The organism is Streptomyces sp. DI166, assembly GCF_900091315.1.
Classification (GTDB): Bacteria; Actinomycetota; Actinomycetes; order Streptomycetales; family Streptomycetaceae; genus Streptomyces; species Streptomyces fuscus.
This window is the reverse complement of record NZ_FLSP01000001.1, coordinates 96,010-115,292: the sequence shown is the minus strand read 5'-3', so window position 1 is coordinate 115,292 and position 19,283 is coordinate 96,010. Positions and strand designations below refer to the sequence as shown.

Sequence of the window (19,283 nt, the reverse complement as noted above, 5' to 3'; positions counted from 1 at the left end):
GAAGGCCCGCCGCATTTGGTCGCGGCGGCCGGCGGGGGCGGTCCGTACCGATGCGGCCGCGGCCGCGCGGACCGCTGCCGGTCCCGGTGCGGCGCCGGTCGGCCCTTGCCGGTCAGCCCTTCCCGATCAGGTCCGCCGGAAAGGCGCCCGCCGCCAGTGCCGTGCGCACGAACCCGGAGGTCAGTTCGGTCAGCCGGGCCACGCCCTCGGGACCCAGGTGCTCGTAGGGGGCGCGGTCCAGGCGGTCCGTGTGCTGTTCGATCTCCTCGCGCAGGGCGGCGCCCCGGTCGGTGAGGCCGCCGGAGCCGTCCAGCAGTCCGCGCTCGCGCAGCCGGGCGTGGGCCGCCTCCCAGTCCTCCTGGCTCCAGCCGCGGGTGGCCAGCTGCCAGCGCGGGGTGAAGCCGCGGCCGGTCGCGGTGTGCGTCACCAGGGCCTCCAGGCCGTCCAGTTCGGCGGAGACCAGCGCGATCAGATGCCCGTCGCCCCGGTACTCGCGCAGCAGCGTGGCCGCGTGGAAGTACGCCAGGTGCGGCTCCTCGGGGACGGCGAGGTCGGCGTGGGCCGCGTACAGCGGGCGGGCGTGGCGCGTGCACGCCTCGGCGGCGCGCAGGGCCAGCCGCGCGGCCTCCGCCATCTCCGCCGAGGCGACGGCCTCGTCCCCGAGCAGCCGCCGCAGCATGGCGTCCACGGCACGCGCGCGTGCCGCCAGCACCTGCTCCGGGGCGGCCGTCCGCCACACGGCGGGGACGTGCCGGGCCACGGCCTCGTACTTGTAGTTGTAGAAGGTCGCGGCCACGGTCCCGGGCCCCGCGGCGCCCAGGGCGGCGGCCCGCATCGCGAAGTTCACGGCCTTGGGGTGGGTGATCCCGAGGGCCTGCGCCTCCCGGCCCAGTTCGGGCGCGAAGTAGTGCAGGGCGTGCAGCGTGTTGAGGGCACTGGCGCAGCGGCGGCCCGCGCGCGGGTCCAGGGCGGCTGTAGTCATGCCCGGCAGGTTACCGACCGGTTGGTATCTCCTGTCCAGAGGGCCGCCCAGATGACAGGAACAGGGCCGCCCGGATGGCAGGAAAGGTGGGAAACTCGTCATTGCGGCCATCGCCCCGCCCGCCAAGAATCGTGTGCATGGCGCAGCGAACGGTTCTCCTGATCCTCTTCGACGGCGTCCAGAGCCTCGACGTCACCGGCCCGCTGGAGGTCTTCGCGGGCGCGGAGCTCCAGGCCCCGGGCAGCTACGGCATCCGCACCGCCTCCCTGGACGGCGCCCCGGTCCGCACCTCCAGCGGCCTGACCCTGGCCCCGGACACCTCCCTCGCCGCCGCGCCCGCACCGCACACCCTCCTGGTCCCCCGGCGGCCAGGGGCACCCGGAGCCCGGCCCCCGCCCTGACGGACTGGCTGCGCCGCCACGGCCCGCACACCCCGCGCCTGGTCTCGGTCTGCACCGGCGCGATCCTGCTCGCGGAGGCCGGCCTCCTGGACGGCCGCCGCGTGACCACCCATTGGGCGTACTGCGACAAGCTCGCCCGCGACCACCCGTCCGTGTGCGTCGATCCCGATCCCATCTACGTCCGGGACGGCCCCGTCGCCACCTCGGCGGGCGTCACCGCGGGCATCGACCTGGCGCTGGCCCTGGTCGAGGAGGACCTGGGCCGGGAAACCGCCCTGACCGTCGCCCGCCACCTGGTGGTCTTCCTGCGCCGCCCCGGCAACCAGGCCCAGTTCAGCGCCCAGTTGGCCGCCCAGACGGCCCGCCGCGAACCCCTTCGGGACATCCAGCAGTGGATCACCGAGCACCCGGCCGCCGACCTGGGTGTCGAGACCCTGGCCGCCCGCGCGGGCCTCTCCCCGCGCCACTTCGCCCGTGCCTTCCGCGCCGAAACGGGCACGACCCCCGGCCGCTACGTGGACCGGGTCCGTCTGGAACACGCCCGCCGCCTGCTGGAGGACACCACCTCGGGCGTCGAGGAAGTCGCCCGGGCCAGCGGCTACGGCACGCCCGAAGCCATGCGCCGGGCCTTCCTCAAGGCCTTGGGCACGGCCCCCACGGAGTACCGCCGCCGCTTCCGCCCGGCGCACACGTCCTGAGCACCAGCCACCACCCCGGAAAGGCCGACATGCAGATCGCCATCCTCCTCTTCGACCGCTTCACCGCCCTGGACGCCGTGGGCCCCTACGAAACCCTCGGCCGACTTCCCGACTCGGAAACCGTCTTCGTGGCCGAGCAGGCCGGTCCCGTCCGCACGGACACCGGCAACCTCGCGCTCACCGCCGACCGCACCCTCGCCGACGTGACGAGCCCGGACATCGTCGTCGTGCCGGGCGGCCCGGGACAGACCCCGCAGATGGAGAACACCGCACTCCTGGACTGGCTGCGCGCGGCCGACGCCACCAGCACCTGGACCACCTCCGTGTGCACCGGCTCGCTGCTGCTGGCCGCCGCCGGGCTGCTCAAGGGGCGGCGGGCCACCTCGCACTGGCTGGCGCTGGAGTACCTGAAGACGTTCGAGGTGGAGGCCACGGGGGAGCGGGTCGTCATCGACGGCAAGTACGTCACCGCCGCCGGGGTCTCCTCCGGTATCGACATGGGGCTGACCCTGCTCGGGCGCATCGCGGGCGACGAGCACGCCCAGGCCGTACAACTGCTGACCGAGTACGACCCGCACCCGCCCTACGACGCCGGTTCGCCCGAGAAGGCCCCCGCGCACCTGGTGGAGGAGTTCCGGAGCAACAGCCGGTTCATCCTGAGGTAGGCACGGTCCAGGTGAACCGGGGCGGCCTGCGCTGGAGGAAGGCGGCGACGCCCTCCGCCAGGTCGCCCCCGGAGCGGGCCTGCACGCGCCAGTGGTCCTCCCGGTCCTCGCGGCCGTCGGCGAACTCCTTCGCGGCGGCCTGCGTCAGCTGGGACCGGCTCACCAGGATCCGGGTGAACTCCGCGACCCGCTTGTCCAGTTCGCCCGCGGGCAGCACCTCGTCGACCAGTCCCGTGCGCAGCGCCCGCTCGGAGTCGATCAACTCGCCCGAGAACAGCAGGTACTTCGCCGCCGACGGACTCGTCAGCGCCACCAGCCGCCGGGTGGAGGACGCCGGGTAGACGATGCCCAGGTTCGCCGGCGTCACCCCGAACTGCGCCCCCTCCTCCGCGAACCGCAGATCGCAGGCCGCCGCCAACTGCGTACCGCCGCCCACGCAGTGCCCGCGCACGGCGGCCAGCGTCGGCTTGGGGAAGGCGGCGAGGGCTTCCTCGGCCCGTACCGCGAGGCGCTGCGCCTCCTCGGGCGCGTCCTGGAGCGTACTGATGTCCGCGCCCGCGCAGAACGTCCCGCCCGCCCCGGTCAGCACCAGCGCCCGCACCTCCGGATCGGCCGCCAGCTCCTTCAGCAGCGGTGGCAGCTCCGCCCACATCGCCGACGTCATCGCGTTGCGCTTCACGGGATGGTGGATGACGACGGTGGCCACCGAGTCGGTGACACCGTGCAACAGCTGCGGCTCCATGCGCGGGATGTTATCCGCCCCCGTGCGGGGTCCAGGCCTGGGTGCGGCCTTCGTCACGCGCAAACCCGTACAACCCGAATAGTTCGTAAAGGTGGCACGGGTCGGACAGGATCGGTCCCAGTCCCGACCAGGCCATACGGCATCGATCGCGAAACGCTCGAAAGTAGCTGACTTGTGTTCAGTTCCCTGGAGTGGAGCGGCTCAGTACCAACACTCGACTCGTGGTGACAATCGAGCGCAAGGGTGGCGACCGGACGATGGAGAACCACGGGCGCGGGCCCGCCCCACGCCCAGCGGATGGCCCACTTCCCTACGAGGGGGTGTGGCGGTTCACCGCCTCGGCCGTCGACGCGTCCGTCCCGCAGGCGCGGCACGCCGTACGGGACCTGCTGTACCGCCAGGGGGTGCCGCTGACGGACGACCAGGTGCACGGTCTGCTGCTGATCGTCTCGGAGCTGGTCACGAACGCCGTCCGGCACGCGGCCCTGCTCTCCCCGATGCTCGCCGTGGAGGTCGCCGTCGGCGCCGAATGGGTGCGGGTGTCCGTGGAGGACAACCACCCCTACCGCCCCACCGCCCTGGAGGCCGACCACGGCCAGACGGGCGGGCGGGGGCTGCTGCTGGTGCGCGAGGTGGCCCGGGAGTGGGGCGGCGTCTGCGACGTCGAGCACACCGCGAGCGGCGGCAAGGTGATCTGGGCCGCCCTGCCGCTCAGGCCCGCGCACGTGCCGTAGGACGCTTCGGTCTCAGGTCCGCGCAGGTTCCGCGGTACCGCTCACCAGCCGGCCGACGGGCCCGTCAGTTCGCGTACCGCGGGACGGGCCGCGTCCAGCACCGTCATGAACCAGGCCGAGAAGGTGTCCTTCGCGTGCCGCTCCGCCAGCTCCCCGGGCGTGACGAACGCGGTGGCCCCGACCTCCTCCGGGTCCGGCCGCGGCGGCGCCTGCACCAGGCCCACGAAGAGGTGGTTGAACTCCTGTTCCACCAGGCCCGATGCCGGGTCCGGGTGGTTGTAGCGGACCGTGCCCGCCTCGGCCATCAGCGACGGCGAGACCCCCAGCTCCTCGAAGGTGCGCCGGGCCGCCGCCGCGAAGGGCGCCTCGCCCGGGTAGGGGTGCCCGCAGCAGGTGTTGGACCACACACCGGGGGAGTGGTACTTGCCCAGCGCCCGCTGCTGGAGGAGCAGCCGGCCCCGCTCGTCGAAGAGGAAGACGGAGAAGGCGCGGTGCAGCTGCCCCGGCGGCTGGTGGGCGGCGAGCTTCTCAGCGGTGCCGATCGTCACACCGTTCTCGTCGACCAGTTCGAGCAAAATCTCGTCCGCGGTGCCGTTCGACGGCGTGTGCGTCGCTGCGGCAGGTGTGATCGGCATACCCATCCTTCGCATCGGTTGTGCGCCCCAAGTGTGCCGCACGAATCCGGCACTCCCGGCATGTGATCGTGCCCGGCGCGGCGACGGCGGAACCCTGGCGACGCCCGGCTGTGGGGGTGAAGACGCCGCCGCGCGCCGGACCGCTGCACTCCGGTCCGGACGGGTTCAGTGGCAGAGCCGCGCCTCGTGCTCGGCGTGCCCGCCGGGCTCCAGCTGGAAGGTGCAGTGCTCCACGTCGAAGTGGTCGCCCAGACAGCCCTGGAGCTCGTGCAGCATCTTCTCGTGGCCGATCGCGTTGAGCGCCTCGGAGCTGACGACCACGTGCGCGGAGAGCACCGGCATCCCGGAGGTGATGGTCCAGGCGTGCAGGTCGTGCACGTCCTCGACACCGTCGAGGGCGAGTATGTGGGCCCGCACTTCGGCCATGTCGACGTCCCTGGGCGCCGCTTCCAGCAGGACGTCCAGGGTCTCGCGGAGCAGCTTGAGGGTGCGCGGCACGATCAACAGACCGATCAGCAGCGAGGCGACGGGGTCGGCCGCCTGCCAGCCCGTCGTCATGATCACCACAGCGGAGAGCAGCACCGCCACCGAGCCCAGCGCGTCCGCGGCCACCTCTAGGAAGGCGCCGCGCACGTTCAGGCTCTCCTTCTGGCCGCGCATCAGCAGGGTGAGGGAGATCATGTTCGCGACCAGGCCGATCGCGCCGAACACGATCATCAGGCCGCCCTCGGTCTCGGCCGGGGTGATGAACCGCTGGATCGCCTCGTACAGCACGTACCCGCCGACGCCGAGCAGCAGCAGACAGTTGGCGAGCGCCGCGAGGATCTCGGCGCGGGCGTAGCCGAAGGTGCGGTTGCCGGTCGCCGGACGGTTGGCGAAGTGGATCGCGAGCAGCGCCATGGCGAGCCCCACCGCGTCGGTCGCCATGTGCGCGGCGTCCGCGACGAGGGCGAGGGAGTCGGCGACCACACCGCCGACGATCTCCACGACCATGACGGTGAGCGTGATCGCCAGCGCGACGCGCAGCCGTCCGCGGTACGCCGTGGTCGCCGTACCGCCGCCGTGCCCGCCGTGGGCGTGCGAGTGATCGTGCCCAGCCCCCATGGAAAGCCGCCTCCTGTCATCGCTTCCGGGATCACAGTGAACTACGGGTGGGGGGTATCCGGCAACGCGGCACTGAACACCGTTGTCATATGCTCTGACCTGCGGAAACGATCCGCAGGTCAGAGCGCTGGGGTGATCATCCGCCGCGGTGCAGCCGCCAGCCTCGCCAAGCCGACCCGACCATCTCCGGAACCGACCGGCGGGCCGTCCAGCCCAGCACCTCCGCGGCCCGCGCGGCGGAGGCGACGGCCCGCGGCGCGTCCCCGGGGCGGCGCCCCTCCACCACTGGCGCCCGCCGGTCCCCGGTGACCTCGCCGATGACGTCGATCAGCTCGCGCACCGAGACGCCCTCGCCCCGGCCGATGTTGACCGTCAGATCGCCGCGCGCACCGGACGCCAGGTGCCGGGCGGCCGCCAGATGGGCCTCGGCGAGATCGGCGACATGGATGTAGTCGCGTACGCAGGTGCCGTCCGGGGTCGGATAGTCGGCGCCGAAGATCCGCGGCGCCTCGTCGCGGGTCAGCCGGTCGAAGACCATCGGCACGATGTTGAACACCCCGGTGTCGGCCAGCTCGGGCGCCGCGGCCCCGGCCACGTTGAAGTAGCGCAGGCACACCGTCGCCATGCCGTGGGCGCGGCCCGCGGCCCGTACCAGCCACTCGCCGGTGAGCTTGGTCTCGCCGTAGGGGTTCACCGGGGCGCACGGGGTGTCCTCGGTGATGAGGTCCACCTCGGGGTTGCCGTAGACCGCGGCCGAGGAGGAGAAGACGAACCGCTCGACGCCGGCCCCGGCCGCCGCGTCGAGGAGGGTGGCCAGGCCCCCCACGTTCTCCCGGTAGTACCGGGTCGGCTGGGCCACCGACTCGGCGACCTGCTTGCGAGCCGCGAGATGCACCACACCCGTCACCGCGTGCTCGGCGAGGACCCGCTTGAGCAGCTCGGCGTCGAGCGAGGACCCCCGCACCAGCGGCACCTCGGCCGGCAGTCGCGCGGGCACCCCGGCCGAGAGGTCGTCCAGCGCCACCACGCGTTCCCCGGCCTCGCTCATGGCCCGCGCCACATGTGCCCCGATGTACCCGGCCCCGCCGGTGATCAGCCACGTCATGGTCGCCCACCCTATGCTCCGGCCCCGCAGCCGTAAGAAATGCGCCGAATGTCCTTTCTGGTAGCGCGGTTTGTGGGCCGGGCCCCGTTTCCCCGATGATGATCGCGGCAAAGGCGCGTGCGAACCGCGTTGTTCGGACCGGGAAACGGGCGGTGAACGCCGCGTTCCCGTTATCCGATAGCCTCTGCCGACATGTCGCCCGGGTGCCACAGACCGGGGCGCCCCCATCCTGTCAATGACCGGCGCCGGCGCGTCGGCACCCAGGGAGTGAGTTCGGTTGTCGACCGCCATCCTCACCGGTCAGCCGGTCCCCGGATCGTCGATCGAGAGCGAGCTGCGCTCCCTCGGCTTCGACGTCCGCGCCGCCGCCGACGCCGCTGAGGCGGAGTCGCTGCTGGCGCGGGTGCCGAGCGGGGAGCGGGTCGCCGTGGTCGACGCCCGCTTCGTCGGCCACGCGCACGCGCTGCGCCTCGGGCTGACCGACCCCCGCTTCCCGCTCGCCGCGATCCCGGGCGCCGTCACGGCCCAGCCCGCCGCCCGGCAGGCCCTGACCCGGGCCCTGGCCCGCGAGAACTCCGCCGCCGGCACCACCCTCGTGGACAGCCTCGCCGACCGGATCGTGGAGGCCCTCGACACCGAGGTGCACCGCCCCGAACTCGGCAGCCTGGTGGCCACCGTCCCGGCCGACCCCCAGGCCCGCAACGAGGCCCGGCAGGCCGTCGCCGCCGTCGACGACGAGGCCATACGTCTGAAGTCGGCGGTCAAGGCCCGCGACGGCTTCTTCACCACCTTCTTCATCAGCCCCTACTCCCGCTACATCGCGCGCTGGTGCGCCCGCCGCGGTCTGACCCCGAACCAGGTCACCACCGCCTCCCTGCTCACCGCGCTGATCGCGGCCGGCTGCGCGGCCACCGGCACCCGCGGCGGTTTCGTCGCCGCCGGTGTGCTGCTGCTCTTCTCCTTCGTGCTGGACTGCACCGACGGCCAGCTCGCCCGCTACTCGCTGCAGTACTCCACCCTCGGCGCCTGGCTCGACGCCACCTTCGACCGGGCCAAGGAGTACGCCTACTACGCGGGCCTCGCCCTCGGCGCGGCCCGCGGCGGCGACGACGTCTGGGCACTCGCCCTCGGCGCGATGGTCCTGCAGACCTGCCGGCACGTCGTGGACTTCTCCTTCAACGAGGCCAACCACGACGCCACCGCCAACACCAGCCCCACCGCCGCCCTCTCCGACAAGCTCGACAGCGTCGGCTGGACGGTCTGGGTACGCCGCATGATCGTCCTGCCGATCGGCGAACGCTGGGCGATGATCGCCGTGCTCACCGCGTTCACCACGCCGCGGATCACCTTCTACGCCCTGCTGATCGGCTGCGCCTTCGCGGCCACGTACACCACGGCGGGCCGCGTGCTGCGCTCGGTGACCCGCAGGGCCCGCCGCACCGACCGGGCGGCGCGGGCGCTGGCGGACCTCGCCGACTCCGGCCCCCTCGCCGAGGGTCTCGCGCGGGCGACGAAGAGCGTCGCGCGCGGGCTCCCCGGCTTCGCCGCCCCCGCGGTCGCCCTGCTCGGCGGCCTCGTACTGATCGCCACCGCCGCCTTCACCGGCTTCGGCGGCCCCCTGCCCGTCGTCGGCGCCCTCGTCTACGCCGTCACCTCCGGCCTTGCCGTCGCCCGGCCCCTCAAGGGCCCCCTCGACTGGCTGGTGCCCCCGGTGTTCCGCGCCGCCGAGTACGGCACGGTCCTGGTCCTCGCGGCCCGCGCGGACGTGAACGGGGCCCTTCCTGCGGCTTTCGGACTGGTGGCGGCCGTCGCCTACCATCACTACGACACGGTGTACCGCATCCGCGGCAACGCCGGGGCGCCCCCGGCCTGGCTGGTGCGCGCCGTCGGGGGGCACGAAGGACGGACTCTGCTCGTCACCGTCCTGGCCGCGGTCCTCACCGCCTCGCAATTCCAGGCAGCGCTCACGGTTCTGGCCGTGGCCGTCGCCCTCGTGGTGCTCGTCGAGAGCATCCGCTTCTGGGTGTCCGCAGGGGCACCCGCCGTTCACGATGAAGGAGAACCCGCATGATCGGCCTCGTGCTCGCGGCCGGCGCCGGACGGCGTCTGCGCCCCTACACCGACAGCCTTCCCAAGGCTCTGGTGCCGGTGGGCCCCGCGGGCATAGAGGGCGAACCGACGGTCCTGGACCTCACCCTCGGCAATTTCGCCGAGATCGGCCTGACCGAGGTCGCGATCATCGTCGGCTACCGCAAGGAGGCCGTGTACGCGCGCAAGGCGGCGCTGGAGGCCAAGTACGGCCTCAAGCTCACCCTCATCGACAACGACAAGGCCGAGGAGTGGAACAACGCCTACTCCCTGTGGTGCGGCCGTGACGTCCTCAAGGACGGCGTGATCCTCGCCAACGGCGACACCGTCCACCCGGTCTCCGTCGAGAAGACGCTGCTCGCCGCCCGCGGCGACGGCAAGAAGATCATCCTCGCCCTGGACAGCGTGAAGTCCCTCGCCGACGAGGAGATGAAGGTCGTCGTGGACCCCGCCAAGGGCGTCACGAGGATCACCAAGCTGATGGACCCGGCCGAGGCCACCGGCGAGTACATCGGTGTCACCCTCATCGAGGGCGACGCCGCCCCCGAACTGGTCGACGCGCTGAAGACGGTCTGGGAGACCGACCCGCAGCAGTTCTACGAGCACGGCTACCAGGAGCTCGTGAACCGCGGCTTCAGGATCGACACGGCGCCGATCGGTGACGTTCAGTGGGTGGAGATCGACAACCACGACGATCTCGCCCGCGGACGGGAGATCGCGTGCCAGTACTGACCCGGCTGATTCCCTCGCCGGTCGTCGTGGACATCCGCCCGGGTGCCCTCGACGATCTGGGCTGCGTCCTCGCCGACGAGCGCGTCTCGCACTCCGGCAAGCTGGCCGTCGCCGTCAGCGGCGGCTCCGGCGCCAGGCTGCGCGAGCGGCTCGCCCCCTCGCTGCCCGGCGCCAGCTGGTACGAGGTCGGCGGCGGCACCCTCGACGACGCGGTCCGGCTGGCCGGCGCCATAAAGGCCGGCCACTACGACGCGGTCGTCGGACTCGGCGGCGGCAAGATCATCGACTGTGCGAAGTTCGCCGCGGCACGGGTCGGCCTCCCGCTGGTCGCCGTACCCACCAACCTTGCGCACGACGGCCTGTGCTCGCCGGTCGCCACCCTCGACAACGACGCGGGCCGCGGCTCCTACGGCGTGCCCAACCCGATCGCGGTCGTCATCGACCTCGACGTCATCCGGGAGGCCCCGGTCCGCTTCGTGCGCGCCGGGATCGGGGACGCCGTCTCCAACATCTCCGCCATCGCGGACTGGGAACTGGCCCACCGCGTCAAGGGGGAGAAGATCGACGGCCTGGCCGCCGCCATCGCCCGGCAGGCCGGGGAGGCGGTGCTCAGGCACCCGGGCGGGGTCGGGGACACCGACTTCCTCCAGGTGCTCGCCGAGGCGCTGGTGCTCAGCGGTATCGCCATGTCGGTGTCGGGCGACTCCCGCCCGTCCTCCGGCGCCTGCCACGAGATCAACCACGCGTTCGACCTGCTCTACCCCAGGCGCGCCGCCGCCCACGGCGAACAGTGCGGGCTGGGCGCGGCCTTCGCGATGTACCTGCGCGGTGCCCACGAGGAGTCGGCCTACATGGCCGGGGTGCTGCGTCGCCACGGGCTCCCGGTGCTGCCGGAGGAGATCGGCTTCAGCACACAGGAGTTCGTCCGTGCCGTGGAGTTCGCTCCGCAGACCCGGCCCGGCCGTTACACCATCCTCGAACACCTCGACCTGACAACCGACCAGATCAAGGACATCTACGCCGACTATGTCAAGGCCATCGGTAGCTGAACTCCGTCCGGTCGTTCACCCCGCGGGGGTGAAGGACCGGCGCAGCGGTGAGCACTGGATGGGACGCCTCTACATGCGTGAGGTGTCCCTGCGGGTCGACCGCTACCTGGTCAACACCAGGGTCACGCCCAACCAGCTCACGTACCTGATGACCGTCTTCGGCGTGCTCGCGGCCCCGGCACTGCTCGTGCCGGGGATCCCGGGCGCCGTGCTCGGCGTGGTCTGCGTGCAGATGTATCTGCTGCTGGACTGCGTCGACGGCGAGATCGCCCGCTGGCGCAAGCAGTACTCGCTCAGCGGCGTCTACCTGGACCGGGTGGGCGCCTATCTCACCGACGCCGCCGTCCTCACCGGCTTCGGACTGCGCGCCGCCGACCTGTGGGGCAGCGGCCGTATCGACTGGCTGTGGGCCTTCCTCGGCACCCTGGCCGCGCTCGGCGCCATCCTGATCAAGGCCGAGACCGACCTGGTCGGTGTCGCCCGGCACCAGAACGGCAAGCCGCCGGTGCAGGAGGCCGCCGCCGAGATGCGCTCCTCCGGCATGGCGCTCGCCCGCCGGGCCGCCGCCATGCTCAAGTTCCACCGGCTGATCCTCGGCATCGAGGCCTCGCTGCTGATCCTGGTGCTGGCCGTCGCCGACCAGATCCACGGCGACCTGTTCTTCTCCCGCCTCGGCGTCGCCGTGCTCGCCGGGATCGCGATGCTCCAGACCGTGCTGCACCTGGTCTCCATCCTCGCGTCGAGCAGGCTGAGGTGAGCGCGCCCATGGAGACCTCCCCGAAGGTCGGAGCGGTGATCATCACCATGGGCAACCGGCCCGAGGAGCTGCGCGCGCTCCTGGACTCCATCGCCAAGCAGGAGGGCGACCGCGTCGAAGTAGTCGTCGTCGGCAACGGCGCGGCCGTCCCGGACGTCCCGGAGGGCGTGCGCACCATCGAGCTGCCCGAGAACCTCGGCATCCCCGGTGGCCGCAACGTCGGTATCGAGGCATTCGGCCCCAGCGGCCGCGACGTCGACATATTGCTCTTCCTCGACGACGACGGCCTGCTCGCCCACCACGACACCGCCGAGCTGTGCCGCAAGGCCTTCGCCGAGGACCCCCGGCTCGGCATCATCAGCTTCCGAATCGCCGACCCCGAGACCGGGCAGACGCAGCGCCGCCACGTCCCCCGGCTGCGCGCCAGCGACCCGATGCGCTCCTCCCGGGTCACCACCTTCCTGGGCGGCGCCAACGCCGTCCGCACCCAGGTCTTCGCCGAGGTCGGCGGACTCCCGGACGAATTCTTCTACGCGCACGAGGAAACCGACCTGGCATGGCGGGCCCTCGACGCGGGCTGGATGATCGACTACCGGTCCGACATGGTGCTGTACCACCCCACGACCGCCCCCTCCCGGCACGCGGTCTACCACCGCATGGTCGCCCGCAACCGCGTCTGGCTGGCCCGCCGCAATCTGCCCGCCCTCCTGATCCCGGTCTACCTGGGCGTCTGGCTGCTGCTCACCCTGGTGCGCCGCCCCTCGGTCCCCGCCCTGCGGGCATGGTTCGGCGGATTCCGGGAAGGCTGGACGAGCCCCTGCGGGCCACGCCGTCCCATGAAGTGGCGTACGGTGTGGCGGCTGACCAGGCTGGGCCGTCCTCCTGTCATCTGACAAGCTTCCAAGCACGCACAGGAGGTCCGCACCCAGACCTCAGGCACCCGGCATGCCCGCACAGGCTGCGCATCCCGAAGACGAAAGTTTCCACCAGTGAGTGAGACAACGCACGACGGCCAGGTCGCGGTGACCGCGCCCCCGTCGCCCGACGAGGGACTCACGGCGGCCGAACTGGCCGCCAAGTACGGGCTGAGCGTGAGCGGCGCCCGCCCCACGCTCGTCGAGTACGTCCGCCAGCTCTGGGACCGGCGGCACTTCATCCTCGCCTTCTCACGGGCGAAGCTGACCGCCCAGTACAGCCAGGCGAAGCTCGGCCAGCTGTGGCAGGTGGCCACACCGCTGCTGAACGCGCTCGTGTACTTCTTCATTTTCGGTCTGCTCCTGGGCGCCCGTAAGGGCATCCCCCACGACATCTACGTGCCGTTCCTGGTCACGGGCGTGTTCGTGTTCACCTTCACCCAGAGCTCGGTCCTCGCCGGCGTGCGCGCCATCTCCGGCAACCTGGGCCTGGTGCGCGCGCTGCACTTCCCGCGCGCCTCCCTGCCGATCTCCTTCGCGCTCCAGCAGCTCCAGCAGCTGCTCTACTCCATGATCGTGCTGGTGCTGATCATGGTCGCGTTCGGCAGCTACCCGAGCCTGTCCTGGCTGCTGGTGGTCCCGGCGCTCACCCTGCAGTTCGTGTTCAACACCGGCCTGGCGCTGATCTTCGCCCGGATGGGCAGCAAGACCCCCGACCTCGCCCAGCTGATGCCGTTCGTGCTGCGCACCTGGCTGTACGCCTCGGGCGTCATGTTCAGCATCCCGGCGATGCTGGCCGACAAGGACGTGCCGGGCTGGCTCACCGAGGCCCTCCAGTGGAACCCCGCCGCCGTCTACATGGACCTGATCCGCTTCGCGCTGATCGACGGCTACGGCTCCTCGTACCTGCCCCCGCACGTGTGGCTGTTCGCCGTCGGCTGGGCCGTGGTGATCGGGGCCGTCGGCTTCGTGTACTTCTGGAAGGCGGAAGAGAGGTACGGCCGTGGCTGAGCAGCAGGCGGACCGCCGCCCCACCGTGATCGCCGACGATCTGCACATCGTCTACCGGGTCAACGGCGCCAAGTCCGGCAAGGGCAGCGCCACCGCCGCCCTCAGCCGCATCCTCAGGCGCGGCGAGGAGCGGGGCGTGCGCAAGGTGCACGCCGTGCGCGGGGTCTCCTTCGTCGCCTACCGCGGCGAGGCCATCGGCCTGATCGGCTCCAACGGCTCCGGCAAGTCGACCCTGCTGCGCGCCATCGCGGGACTGCTGCCCGCCGAGAGCGGCAAGGTCTACACCGACGGCCAGCCCTCCCTGCTCGGTGTGAACGCGGCCCTGATGAACGACCTGACCGGTGAGCGGAACGTGATCCTCGGCGGGCTCGCCATGGGGATGACCCGCGAGCAGGTCAAGGCGCGCTACCAGGAGATCGTGGACTTCTCCGGGATCAACGAGAAGGGCGACTTCATCACGCTGCCGATGCGCACGTACTCGTCGGGTATGGCGGCCCGGCTGCGGTTCTCCATCGCCGCCGCCAAGGACCACGACGTGCTGATGATCGACGAGGCCCTGGCCACCGGCGACCGCAAGTTCCAGAAGCGCTCCGAGGCCCGCATCCGCGAGCTGCGCAAGGAGGCCGGCACGGTCTTCCTGGTCAGCCACAACAACAAGTCGATCCGCGACACCTGCAACCGTGTGCTGTGGCTGGAACGGGGCGAGCTGCGCATGGACGGACCCACGGACGAGGTCCTCAAGGAGTACGAGAAGTTCACGGGCAAGTAGTCCATACCGGACCGACGCACCCGGCCCACCCCGCTTCCGCCAGCCCCGCCGGAACCCTTCCGGCGGGGCTCTGCGTCTGCGAAGGAAACGCCAACTGCGGCTTCCCGCAGGAATCTTGGGACCAATCGGTGTGTTCTTGTGATGCGCAGGACACCCCGGTAAACCACTGTGCGTTGTACAACGTAAGCTGGACCGGTCCCGAATCGCGGCAAGTGGGGCCATAATGCCCCACACCCTCTGCTGGGGAGCCCGCGCGGACAGCCGGGCGGCGTGTCCGAAATAGTGTGTATTGGGTCGGCGGTGTAGAACGGGAGATGTGACGGCAATGGCTACGGAAACTCCCCAGCTCAACGCAGCATGTGCCGTCCCCGCCCCGGGCAGTACGCGGTGACGGGCGCCGGCACGCCGCGCGCCGTGGACACCGAACGCGGCACGCTCGACAAGGCCGCGCACGAGAACTTTCCCGTGGCCCCCTTCTTCCTGCCCCGCGCCTGGCGCGCCGATCTGATGGCCGTCTACGGCTTCGCACGTCTGGTCGACGACATCGGCGACGGCGATCTCGCCCCCGGCGGCGCCGACGCGCGTTTCCTCGGTGTGTCGGACAGCGAGGACCGGCTGCTCATGCTGGACGCCCTCGAAGCCGATCTGCGCCGCGTCTTCGACTCCACCCCGCGCCACCCGCTGCTGCGCCGCCTGCAGCCCACGGTCCGCCGCCGCGCCCTGACCCCCGGGCCCTTCCTCGGTCTCATCCAGGCCAACCGCCAGGACCAACTCGTCACCCGCTACGAGACCTACGACGACCTGCTCGCCTACTGCGAGCTGTCCGCCAACCCCGTCGGACACCTCGTCCTCGCCGTCACCGGTACCGCCACCCCCGAGCGGATCCGCCGCTCCGACGCCGTGTGCACCGCCCTCCAGATCGTCGAGCACCTCCAGGACGTCACCGAGGACCTCGGGCGTGACCGGATCTACCTGCCCGCCGAGGACATGAAGCGCTTTCACGTCCAGGAGGCGGACCTCGCCACAAAAACCGCGGGCGCATCGGTGCGCGCACTGGTTGCATACGAAGCAGAACGCGCCCACGATCTCCTGAATGAAGGCGCCCCCCTGGTGGGTAGCGTCCACGGCAGGCTGAGACTGCTGCTCGCAGGGTTCGTGGCGGGGGAAGGGCGGCGATCCGCGCGATCGCCGCCGCCGAATACGACGTACTTCTCGGCCCGCCCAAGCCCGGCAGGATTCAGCTGCTGCGCGAGGTGGGCCTGACTCTGCGAGGAGAGGGGTGATCCGGACCGTGGAGTTGGCACCACACGCGTCCGCACCGGTACTCGCCGCCTACAGCTACTGCGAGGCCGTCACCGGACAGCAGGCCCGTAACTTCGCCTACGGGATCAGGCTCCTGCCCACACCGAAGCGCCGCGCGATGTCGGCGCTGTACGCGTTCTCGCGCCGCGTCGACGACATCGGCGACGGAGCCCTGGCCCCCGACGTCAAGATCGCCCGGCTGGAGGAGACCCGGGCGTTGCTGACCCGGGTCCGCGAGGGCGCGGTCGACGAGGACGACACGGACCCGGTCGCGGTCGCGCTCAGTCACGCCGCCGAGGTCTTCCCGATCCCGCTGGAGGGCCTGGACGAGCTGATCGACGGCGTGCTGATGGACGTACGCGGCGAGACCTACGAGACCTGGGACGATCTGAAGGTGTACTGCCGCTGTGTGGCGGGCGCCATCGGCCGGCTCTCGCTCGGCGTCTTCGGCACCGAGCCCGGGGCGCGCGGCGCCGAGCGGGCACCGGAGTACGCCGACACCCTCGGCCTCGCCCTGCAGCTCACCAACATCCTGCGCGACGTGCGCGAGGACGCCGAGGGCGGCCGTACCTATCTGCCCGCCGACGACCTCGCCAAGTTCGGCTGCTCGACTGGGTTCGCCTCCCCGGCCGTGCCCGAGGGCGCCGACTTCGCGGGCCTGGTGCACTTCGAGGTACGGCGGGCCCGCGCGCTGTTCGCCGAGGGCTACCGGCTGCTGCCGATGCTCGACCGGCGCAGCGGCGCCTGTGTCGCGGCCATGGCCGGGATCTACCGCCGGCTCCTGGACCGCATCGAGCGGGAACCGGAGGCGGTGCTGCGCGGCCGGGTCTCGCTGCCGGGGCGCGAGAAGGCGTACGTCGCCGTGCGCGGTCTGTCCGGTCTGGACACCCGCCATGTGAACCGGCGCGCGGTCAGGAGGCGGGCCTGATGGACAGTCCGGTCCAGGGTGACGCGACCGGGGAGAAACGGTACGCAACCCTCCGAGCCCTGCCTGCGTCCCTGACTGAGACGGCCGACCGTGCACCGTTCAAGCACCGCGACGGCCGTTCGGGGGAGGACGCACGATGACCGACGGAAAGGTAACCGGCGGCGACGCCGTCGTGGTCGGCGGCGGACTGGCCGGAATCACCGCGGCCCTGGCACTCGCCGACGCCGGGGTGCGGGTCACGCTGCTGGAGGGCAGGCCACGCCTGGGCGGGCTCGCCTTCTCCTTCCAGCGCGGCGACCTCACCGTCGACAACGGCCAGCACGTGTACTTGCGCTGCTGCACCGCGTACCGCTGGTTCCTCGACCGGATCGAGGCGAGCGCGCTCGCGCCTCTGCAGGATCGTCTCGACGTGCCCGTTCTCGATCTCGCCAAGCCCGAGGGGCGACGGCTGGGCAGGATCCGCCGCGACCCGCTGCCCGTACCGCTGCATCTGGGGCGCAGCCTCGCCGCCTATCCGCACCTCTCCCTCACCGAGCGCGCCGCCGTCGGGCGTGCCGCGCTCGCGCTGAAGGGGCTCGACCTCGACGACCCGGCCCTGGACGAACAGGACTTCGGCAGCTGGCTGGCCGCGCACGGCCAGTCCCCGCGCGCCGTCGAGGCCCTGTGGAACCTGGTCGGGGTCGCCACCCTCAACGCGGTCGCGGACGACGCCTCGCTGGGGCTCGCCGCGATGGTGTTCAAGACCGGTCTGCTGTCCGACCCGGGCGCGGCCGACATCGGATGGGCGCATGTGCCGCTGGGTGAACTGCACGACCGGCTGGCCCGCAAGGCGCTCGACTCCGCGGGCGTGCGTACCGAGGTCCGTACACGCGTCACCTCCATCTCCCCTGACGAGAACGGACGTTGGGCCGTCCAGGTTCCCGGCGAGTCCTTGAGTGCCGATGCGGTCGTCCTCGCGGTGGCCCAGAGCGAGGCCCACGACCTGCTGCCCGCCGGCGCCCTCGACGACCCCGACCGGCTGCTGGAGATCGGCACCGCGCCGATCCTGAACGTCCACGTCGTCTACGACCGGCCGGTGCTCAGCGCCCCGTTCTTCGCCGCCCTCGGCACCCCCGTGCAGTGGGTGTTCGACCGGACCGCGTCCTCCGGGCTGCGCGAGGGCCAGTACCTGGCGGTCTCCCAGTCCGCCGCGCACGACGACATCGACGCGCCCGTGGCCCGGCTGCGCGAGCGCTACCTGCCGGAACTGGCCCGGCTGCTGCCCCTGGCCCGCGAGGCCGGGGTGAAGGACTTCTTCGTGACCCGGGAGCGCACGGCGACGTTCGCCCCCACCCCCGGTGTCGGGCGGCTGCGGCCCGGCACCCGTACCAAGGCCCCCGGCCTGTACCTGGCCGGAGCGTGGACCGCCACCGGGTGGCCCGCGACCATGGAGAGTGCGGTCCGCAGCGGTGTGAGCGCGGCCGACGCCGCCCTCGGCGCCCTCGGCCGGCCCCGCCCCCGTCACCTCTTCGACGTCGAGGAGGCGGCCTGATGCTCCATCAGCGCGCGGCAGGCACCCGCACCCCCGGTACCGCTACAAGAGGAGAGACTGTGCCCACTGTGCCCCCGGCCTCGAAGGCCGCTGCAGAGACCGCGGTGGACGTGACCGCGCTCCTGGAGCGCGGCCGGACCCTGGCCACCCCGGTGCTGCGGGCGGCGATCGACCGCCTGGCACCGCCCATGGACACCGTTTCCGCCTACCACTTCGGCTGGATCGACGCCGAGGGCAGGCCCTCCGCGGGCGACGGCGGCAAGGCCGTGCGCCCCGCCCTCGCCGTGCTCTCCGCCGAGGTCACCGGCGCGGCCCCCGAGGTCGGCATCCCCGGCGCGGTCGCCGTGGAGCTGGTGCACAACTTCTCCCTGCTGCACGACGACCTGATGGACGGCGACGAGCAGCGCCGCCACCGCGACACGGTGTGGAAGGTGCACGGCCCCGCCCAGGCCATCCTGGTCGGCGACGCCCTGTTCGCCCTCGCCAACGAACTGCTGCTGGAACTCGGCACCGTCGAGGCCGGCCGCGCAACCCGCCGGCTGACCAGCGCCACCCGGGCCCTGATCGACGGTCAGGCCCAGGACATCTCCTACGAGCACCGCGACCGCGTCAGCGTCGAGGAGTGCCTGGAGATGGAGGGCAACAAGACCGGCGCCCTGCTGGCCTGCGCCAGCTCCATCGGCGCGGTGCTCGGCGGCGCGGACGACCGCACCGCGGACACCCTGGAGAAGTACGGCTACCACCTCGGTCTCGCCTTCCAGGCCGTCGACGACCTCCTCGGCATCTGGGGCGACCCGGAGTCCACCGGCAAGCAGACCTGGAGCGATCTGCGCCAGCGCAAGAAGTCGCTGCCCGTGGTCGCCGCGCTCGCGGCGGGCGGACCCGCCTCCGAGCGGCTGGGTGAGCTGCTCGCCGCCGACGCCAAGGCCAGCGACTTCGAGAACTTCTCCGAGGAGGAGTTCGCCGCCCGCGCCGCCCTCATCGAGGAGGCGGGCGGCCGGGAGTGGACCGCCGACGAGGCGCGCCGCCAGCACACCATCGCCATCGAAGCCCTCGACGCCGTGGACATGCCCGACCGGGTGCGGGCGCAGTTCACCGCGCTCGCCGACTTCGTCGTCGTACGAAAGAGATGATCA

At 71.9% G+C, this 19,283-nt stretch carries 18 protein-coding genes and 2 pseudogenes; 15 read left to right on the top strand and 5 right to left on the bottom strand.

What is annotated here, in order from left to right; all coding sequences use genetic code 11:
• Nucleotides 1–112 precede the first annotated feature (112 nt).
• The gene (locus tag GA0115233_RS00570; protein ID WP_093718001.1) at nucleotides 113–982 is read right to left on the bottom strand and encodes an SCO6745 family protein; all 870 of its coding nucleotides are present in this window, start codon (nucleotides 980–982) and stop codon (nucleotides 113–115) included.
• Nucleotides 983–1,119: 137 nt separating this feature from the next.
• On the opposite strand from GA0115233_RS00570, the pseudogene GA0115233_RS00565 reads away from it, so the two are divergent.
• Both GA0115233_RS00565 and GA0115233_RS00560 read left to right on the top strand, forming a co-directional pair.
• Nucleotides 1,120–2,081 (top strand): annotated as a pseudogene (locus GA0115233_RS00565) (GlxA family transcriptional regulator).
• 29 nt (nucleotides 2,082–2,110) lie between these two features.
• A complete protein-coding gene (locus GA0115233_RS00560) occupies nucleotides 2,111–2,746 on the top strand; it encodes a DJ-1/PfpI family protein (protein WP_093718000.1) in 636 nt (211 codons plus the stop codon).
• Here GA0115233_RS00560 and GA0115233_RS00555 read toward each other — a convergent pair.
• Complete coding sequence (locus GA0115233_RS00555; RefSeq protein ID WP_093717999.1) at nucleotides 2,733–3,488, bottom strand: enoyl-CoA hydratase/isomerase family protein; 756 nt, start codon at nucleotides 3,486–3,488, stop codon at nucleotides 2,733–2,735. The two genes, GA0115233_RS00560 and GA0115233_RS00555, sit on opposite strands and share 14 nt — an antisense overlap.
• A 257-nt stretch (nucleotides 3,489–3,745) precedes the next feature.
• Between GA0115233_RS00555 and GA0115233_RS00550 the strand changes: the two genes are divergently transcribed.
• On the top strand, nucleotides 3,746–4,222 hold the full coding sequence (locus GA0115233_RS00550) for an ATP-binding protein (RefSeq protein WP_093718110.1): 477 nt from the start codon (nucleotides 3,746–3,748) through the stop codon (nucleotides 4,220–4,222).
• A gap of 41 nt (nucleotides 4,223–4,263) precedes the next feature.
• On the opposite strand, the gene idi is transcribed toward GA0115233_RS00550, so the two are convergent.
• From idi to galE, 3 genes are all read right to left on the bottom strand, one after another.
• Nucleotides 4,264–4,857, bottom strand: a complete 594-nt coding sequence (idi, locus tag GA0115233_RS00545) for an isopentenyl-diphosphate Delta-isomerase (RefSeq protein ID WP_093717998.1) — start codon at nucleotides 4,855–4,857, stop codon at nucleotides 4,264–4,266.
• Nucleotides 4,858–5,022: 165 nt separating this feature from the next.
• On the bottom strand, nucleotides 5,023–5,961 hold the full coding sequence (locus tag GA0115233_RS00540) for a cation diffusion facilitator family transporter (protein ID WP_093717997.1): 939 nt from the start codon (nucleotides 5,959–5,961) through the stop codon (nucleotides 5,023–5,025).
• 136 nt (nucleotides 5,962–6,097) lie between these two features.
• The gene (gene galE / locus GA0115233_RS00535) at nucleotides 6,098–7,066 is read right to left on the bottom strand and encodes a UDP-glucose 4-epimerase GalE (RefSeq protein ID WP_093717996.1); all 969 of its coding nucleotides are present in this window, start codon (nucleotides 7,064–7,066) and stop codon (nucleotides 6,098–6,100) included.
• Nucleotides 7,067–7,343: 277 nt separating this feature from the next.
• Here galE and GA0115233_RS00530 point away from each other — a divergent pair, with 277 nt between their 5' ends.
• From GA0115233_RS00530 to GA0115233_RS00480, 12 genes and pseudogenes are all read left to right on the top strand, one after another.
• Nucleotides 7,344–9,137 carry a DUF5941 domain-containing protein gene (locus tag GA0115233_RS00530; RefSeq protein WP_093717995.1) on the top strand — a complete coding sequence of 598 codons (1,794 nt, stop codon included), beginning with the start codon at nucleotides 7,344–7,346 and terminating at the stop codon, nucleotides 9,135–9,137.
• The gene (locus GA0115233_RS00525; protein WP_093717994.1) at nucleotides 9,134–9,886 is read left to right on the top strand and encodes a phosphocholine cytidylyltransferase family protein; all 753 of its coding nucleotides are present in this window, start codon (nucleotides 9,134–9,136) and stop codon (nucleotides 9,884–9,886) included. The genes GA0115233_RS00530 and GA0115233_RS00525 overlap by 4 nt, the downstream gene beginning before the upstream one ends.
• On the top strand, nucleotides 9,874–10,935 hold the full coding sequence (locus GA0115233_RS00520; RefSeq protein WP_093717993.1) for an iron-containing alcohol dehydrogenase family protein: 1,062 nt from the start codon (nucleotides 9,874–9,876) through the stop codon (nucleotides 10,933–10,935). The genes GA0115233_RS00525 and GA0115233_RS00520 overlap by 13 nt, the downstream gene beginning before the upstream one ends.
• Nucleotides 10,913–11,692, top strand: coding sequence for a CDP-alcohol phosphatidyltransferase family protein (locus GA0115233_RS00515; RefSeq protein ID WP_093717992.1), 780 nt, complete (start codon nucleotides 10,913–10,915; stop codon nucleotides 11,690–11,692). The genes GA0115233_RS00520 and GA0115233_RS00515 overlap by 23 nt, the downstream gene beginning before the upstream one ends.
• Nucleotides 11,693–11,700: 8 nt before the next feature.
• Nucleotides 11,701–12,585 (top strand): glycosyltransferase family 2 protein, encoded by an 885-nt coding sequence (locus GA0115233_RS00510; RefSeq protein WP_093717991.1) that lies wholly within the window; start codon nucleotides 11,701–11,703, stop codon nucleotides 12,583–12,585.
• A 96-nt stretch (nucleotides 12,586–12,681) separates the two neighbouring features.
• A complete protein-coding gene (locus tag GA0115233_RS00505) occupies nucleotides 12,682–13,617 on the top strand; it encodes an ABC transporter permease (protein ID WP_093717990.1) in 936 nt (311 codons plus the stop codon).
• Nucleotides 13,610–14,386, top strand: coding sequence for an ABC transporter ATP-binding protein (locus tag GA0115233_RS00500; protein WP_093717989.1), 777 nt, complete (start codon nucleotides 13,610–13,612; stop codon nucleotides 14,384–14,386). The genes GA0115233_RS00505 and GA0115233_RS00500 overlap by 8 nt, the downstream gene beginning before the upstream one ends.
• A 387-nt stretch (nucleotides 14,387–14,773) precedes the next feature.
• Nucleotides 14,774–15,669: pseudogene (hpnC, locus tag GA0115233_RS00495) on the top strand (squalene synthase HpnC).
• A complete protein-coding gene (gene hpnD, locus GA0115233_RS00490) occupies nucleotides 15,666–16,616 on the top strand; it encodes a presqualene diphosphate synthase HpnD (RefSeq protein ID WP_093717988.1) in 951 nt (316 codons plus the stop codon). Before hpnC ends, hpnD begins: the two are co-directional and overlap by 4 nt.
• Nucleotides 16,616–16,756, top strand: a complete 141-nt coding sequence (locus GA0115233_RS41575; protein WP_255310001.1) for a DUF6380 family protein — start codon at nucleotides 16,616–16,618, stop codon at nucleotides 16,754–16,756. Before hpnD ends, GA0115233_RS41575 begins: the two co-directional genes overlap by 1 nt.
• Nucleotides 16,753–18,147 carry a hydroxysqualene dehydroxylase HpnE gene (gene hpnE / locus GA0115233_RS00485; RefSeq protein WP_093717987.1) on the top strand — a complete coding sequence of 465 codons (1,395 nt, stop codon included), beginning with the start codon at nucleotides 16,753–16,755 and terminating at the stop codon, nucleotides 18,145–18,147. Before GA0115233_RS41575 ends, hpnE begins: the two co-directional genes overlap by 4 nt.
• Nucleotides 18,147–19,280 (top strand): polyprenyl synthetase family protein, encoded by a 1,134-nt coding sequence (locus tag GA0115233_RS00480; RefSeq protein ID WP_093717986.1) that lies wholly within the window; start codon nucleotides 18,147–18,149, stop codon nucleotides 19,278–19,280. The genes hpnE and GA0115233_RS00480 overlap by 1 nt, the downstream gene beginning before the upstream one ends.
• Nucleotides 19,281–19,283 lie beyond the last annotated feature (3 nt).

What these genes read in the sequence shown, in the direction of transcription:
- GA0115233_RS00480 (WP_093717986.1), top strand. Translation starts at nt 18,147, where the DNA reads ATGCTCCATCAGCGCGCGGCAGGCACCCGCACCCCCGGTACCGCTACA.
- GA0115233_RS00550 (WP_093718110.1), top strand. Translation starts at nt 3,746, where the DNA reads ATGGAGAACCACGGGCGCGGGCCCGCCCCACGCCCAGCGGATGGCCCA.
- GA0115233_RS00515 (WP_093717992.1), top strand. Translation starts at nt 10,913, where the DNA reads ATGTCAAGGCCATCGGTAGCTGAACTCCGTCCGGTCGTTCACCCCGCG.
- GA0115233_RS00570 (WP_093718001.1), bottom strand. Translation starts at nt 982, where the DNA reads ATGACTACAGCCGCCCTGGACCCGCGCGCGGGCCGCCGCTGCGCCAGT.
- idi (WP_093717998.1), bottom strand. Translation starts at nt 4,857, where the DNA reads ATGCCGATCACACCTGCCGCAGCGACGCACACGCCGTCGAACGGCACC.
- GA0115233_RS00525 (WP_093717994.1), top strand. Translation starts at nt 9,134, where the DNA reads ATGATCGGCCTCGTGCTCGCGGCCGGCGCCGGACGGCGTCTGCGCCCC.
- GA0115233_RS41575 (WP_255310001.1), top strand. Translation starts at nt 16,616, where the DNA reads ATGGACAGTCCGGTCCAGGGTGACGCGACCGGGGAGAAACGGTACGCA.
- GA0115233_RS00510 (WP_093717991.1), top strand. Translation starts at nt 11,701, where the DNA reads ATGGAGACCTCCCCGAAGGTCGGAGCGGTGATCATCACCATGGGCAAC.
- GA0115233_RS00540 (WP_093717997.1), bottom strand. Translation starts at nt 5,961, where the DNA reads ATGGGGGCTGGGCACGATCACTCGCACGCCCACGGCGGGCACGGCGGC.
- GA0115233_RS00560 (WP_093718000.1), top strand. Translation starts at nt 2,111, where the DNA reads ATGCAGATCGCCATCCTCCTCTTCGACCGCTTCACCGCCCTGGACGCC.
- GA0115233_RS00555 (WP_093717999.1), bottom strand. Translation starts at nt 3,488, where the DNA reads ATGGAGCCGCAGCTGTTGCACGGTGTCACCGACTCGGTGGCCACCGTC.
- galE (WP_093717996.1), bottom strand. Translation starts at nt 7,066, where the DNA reads ATGACGTGGCTGATCACCGGCGGGGCCGGGTACATCGGGGCACATGTG.
- hpnE (WP_093717987.1), top strand. Translation starts at nt 16,753, where the DNA reads ATGACCGACGGAAAGGTAACCGGCGGCGACGCCGTCGTGGTCGGCGGC.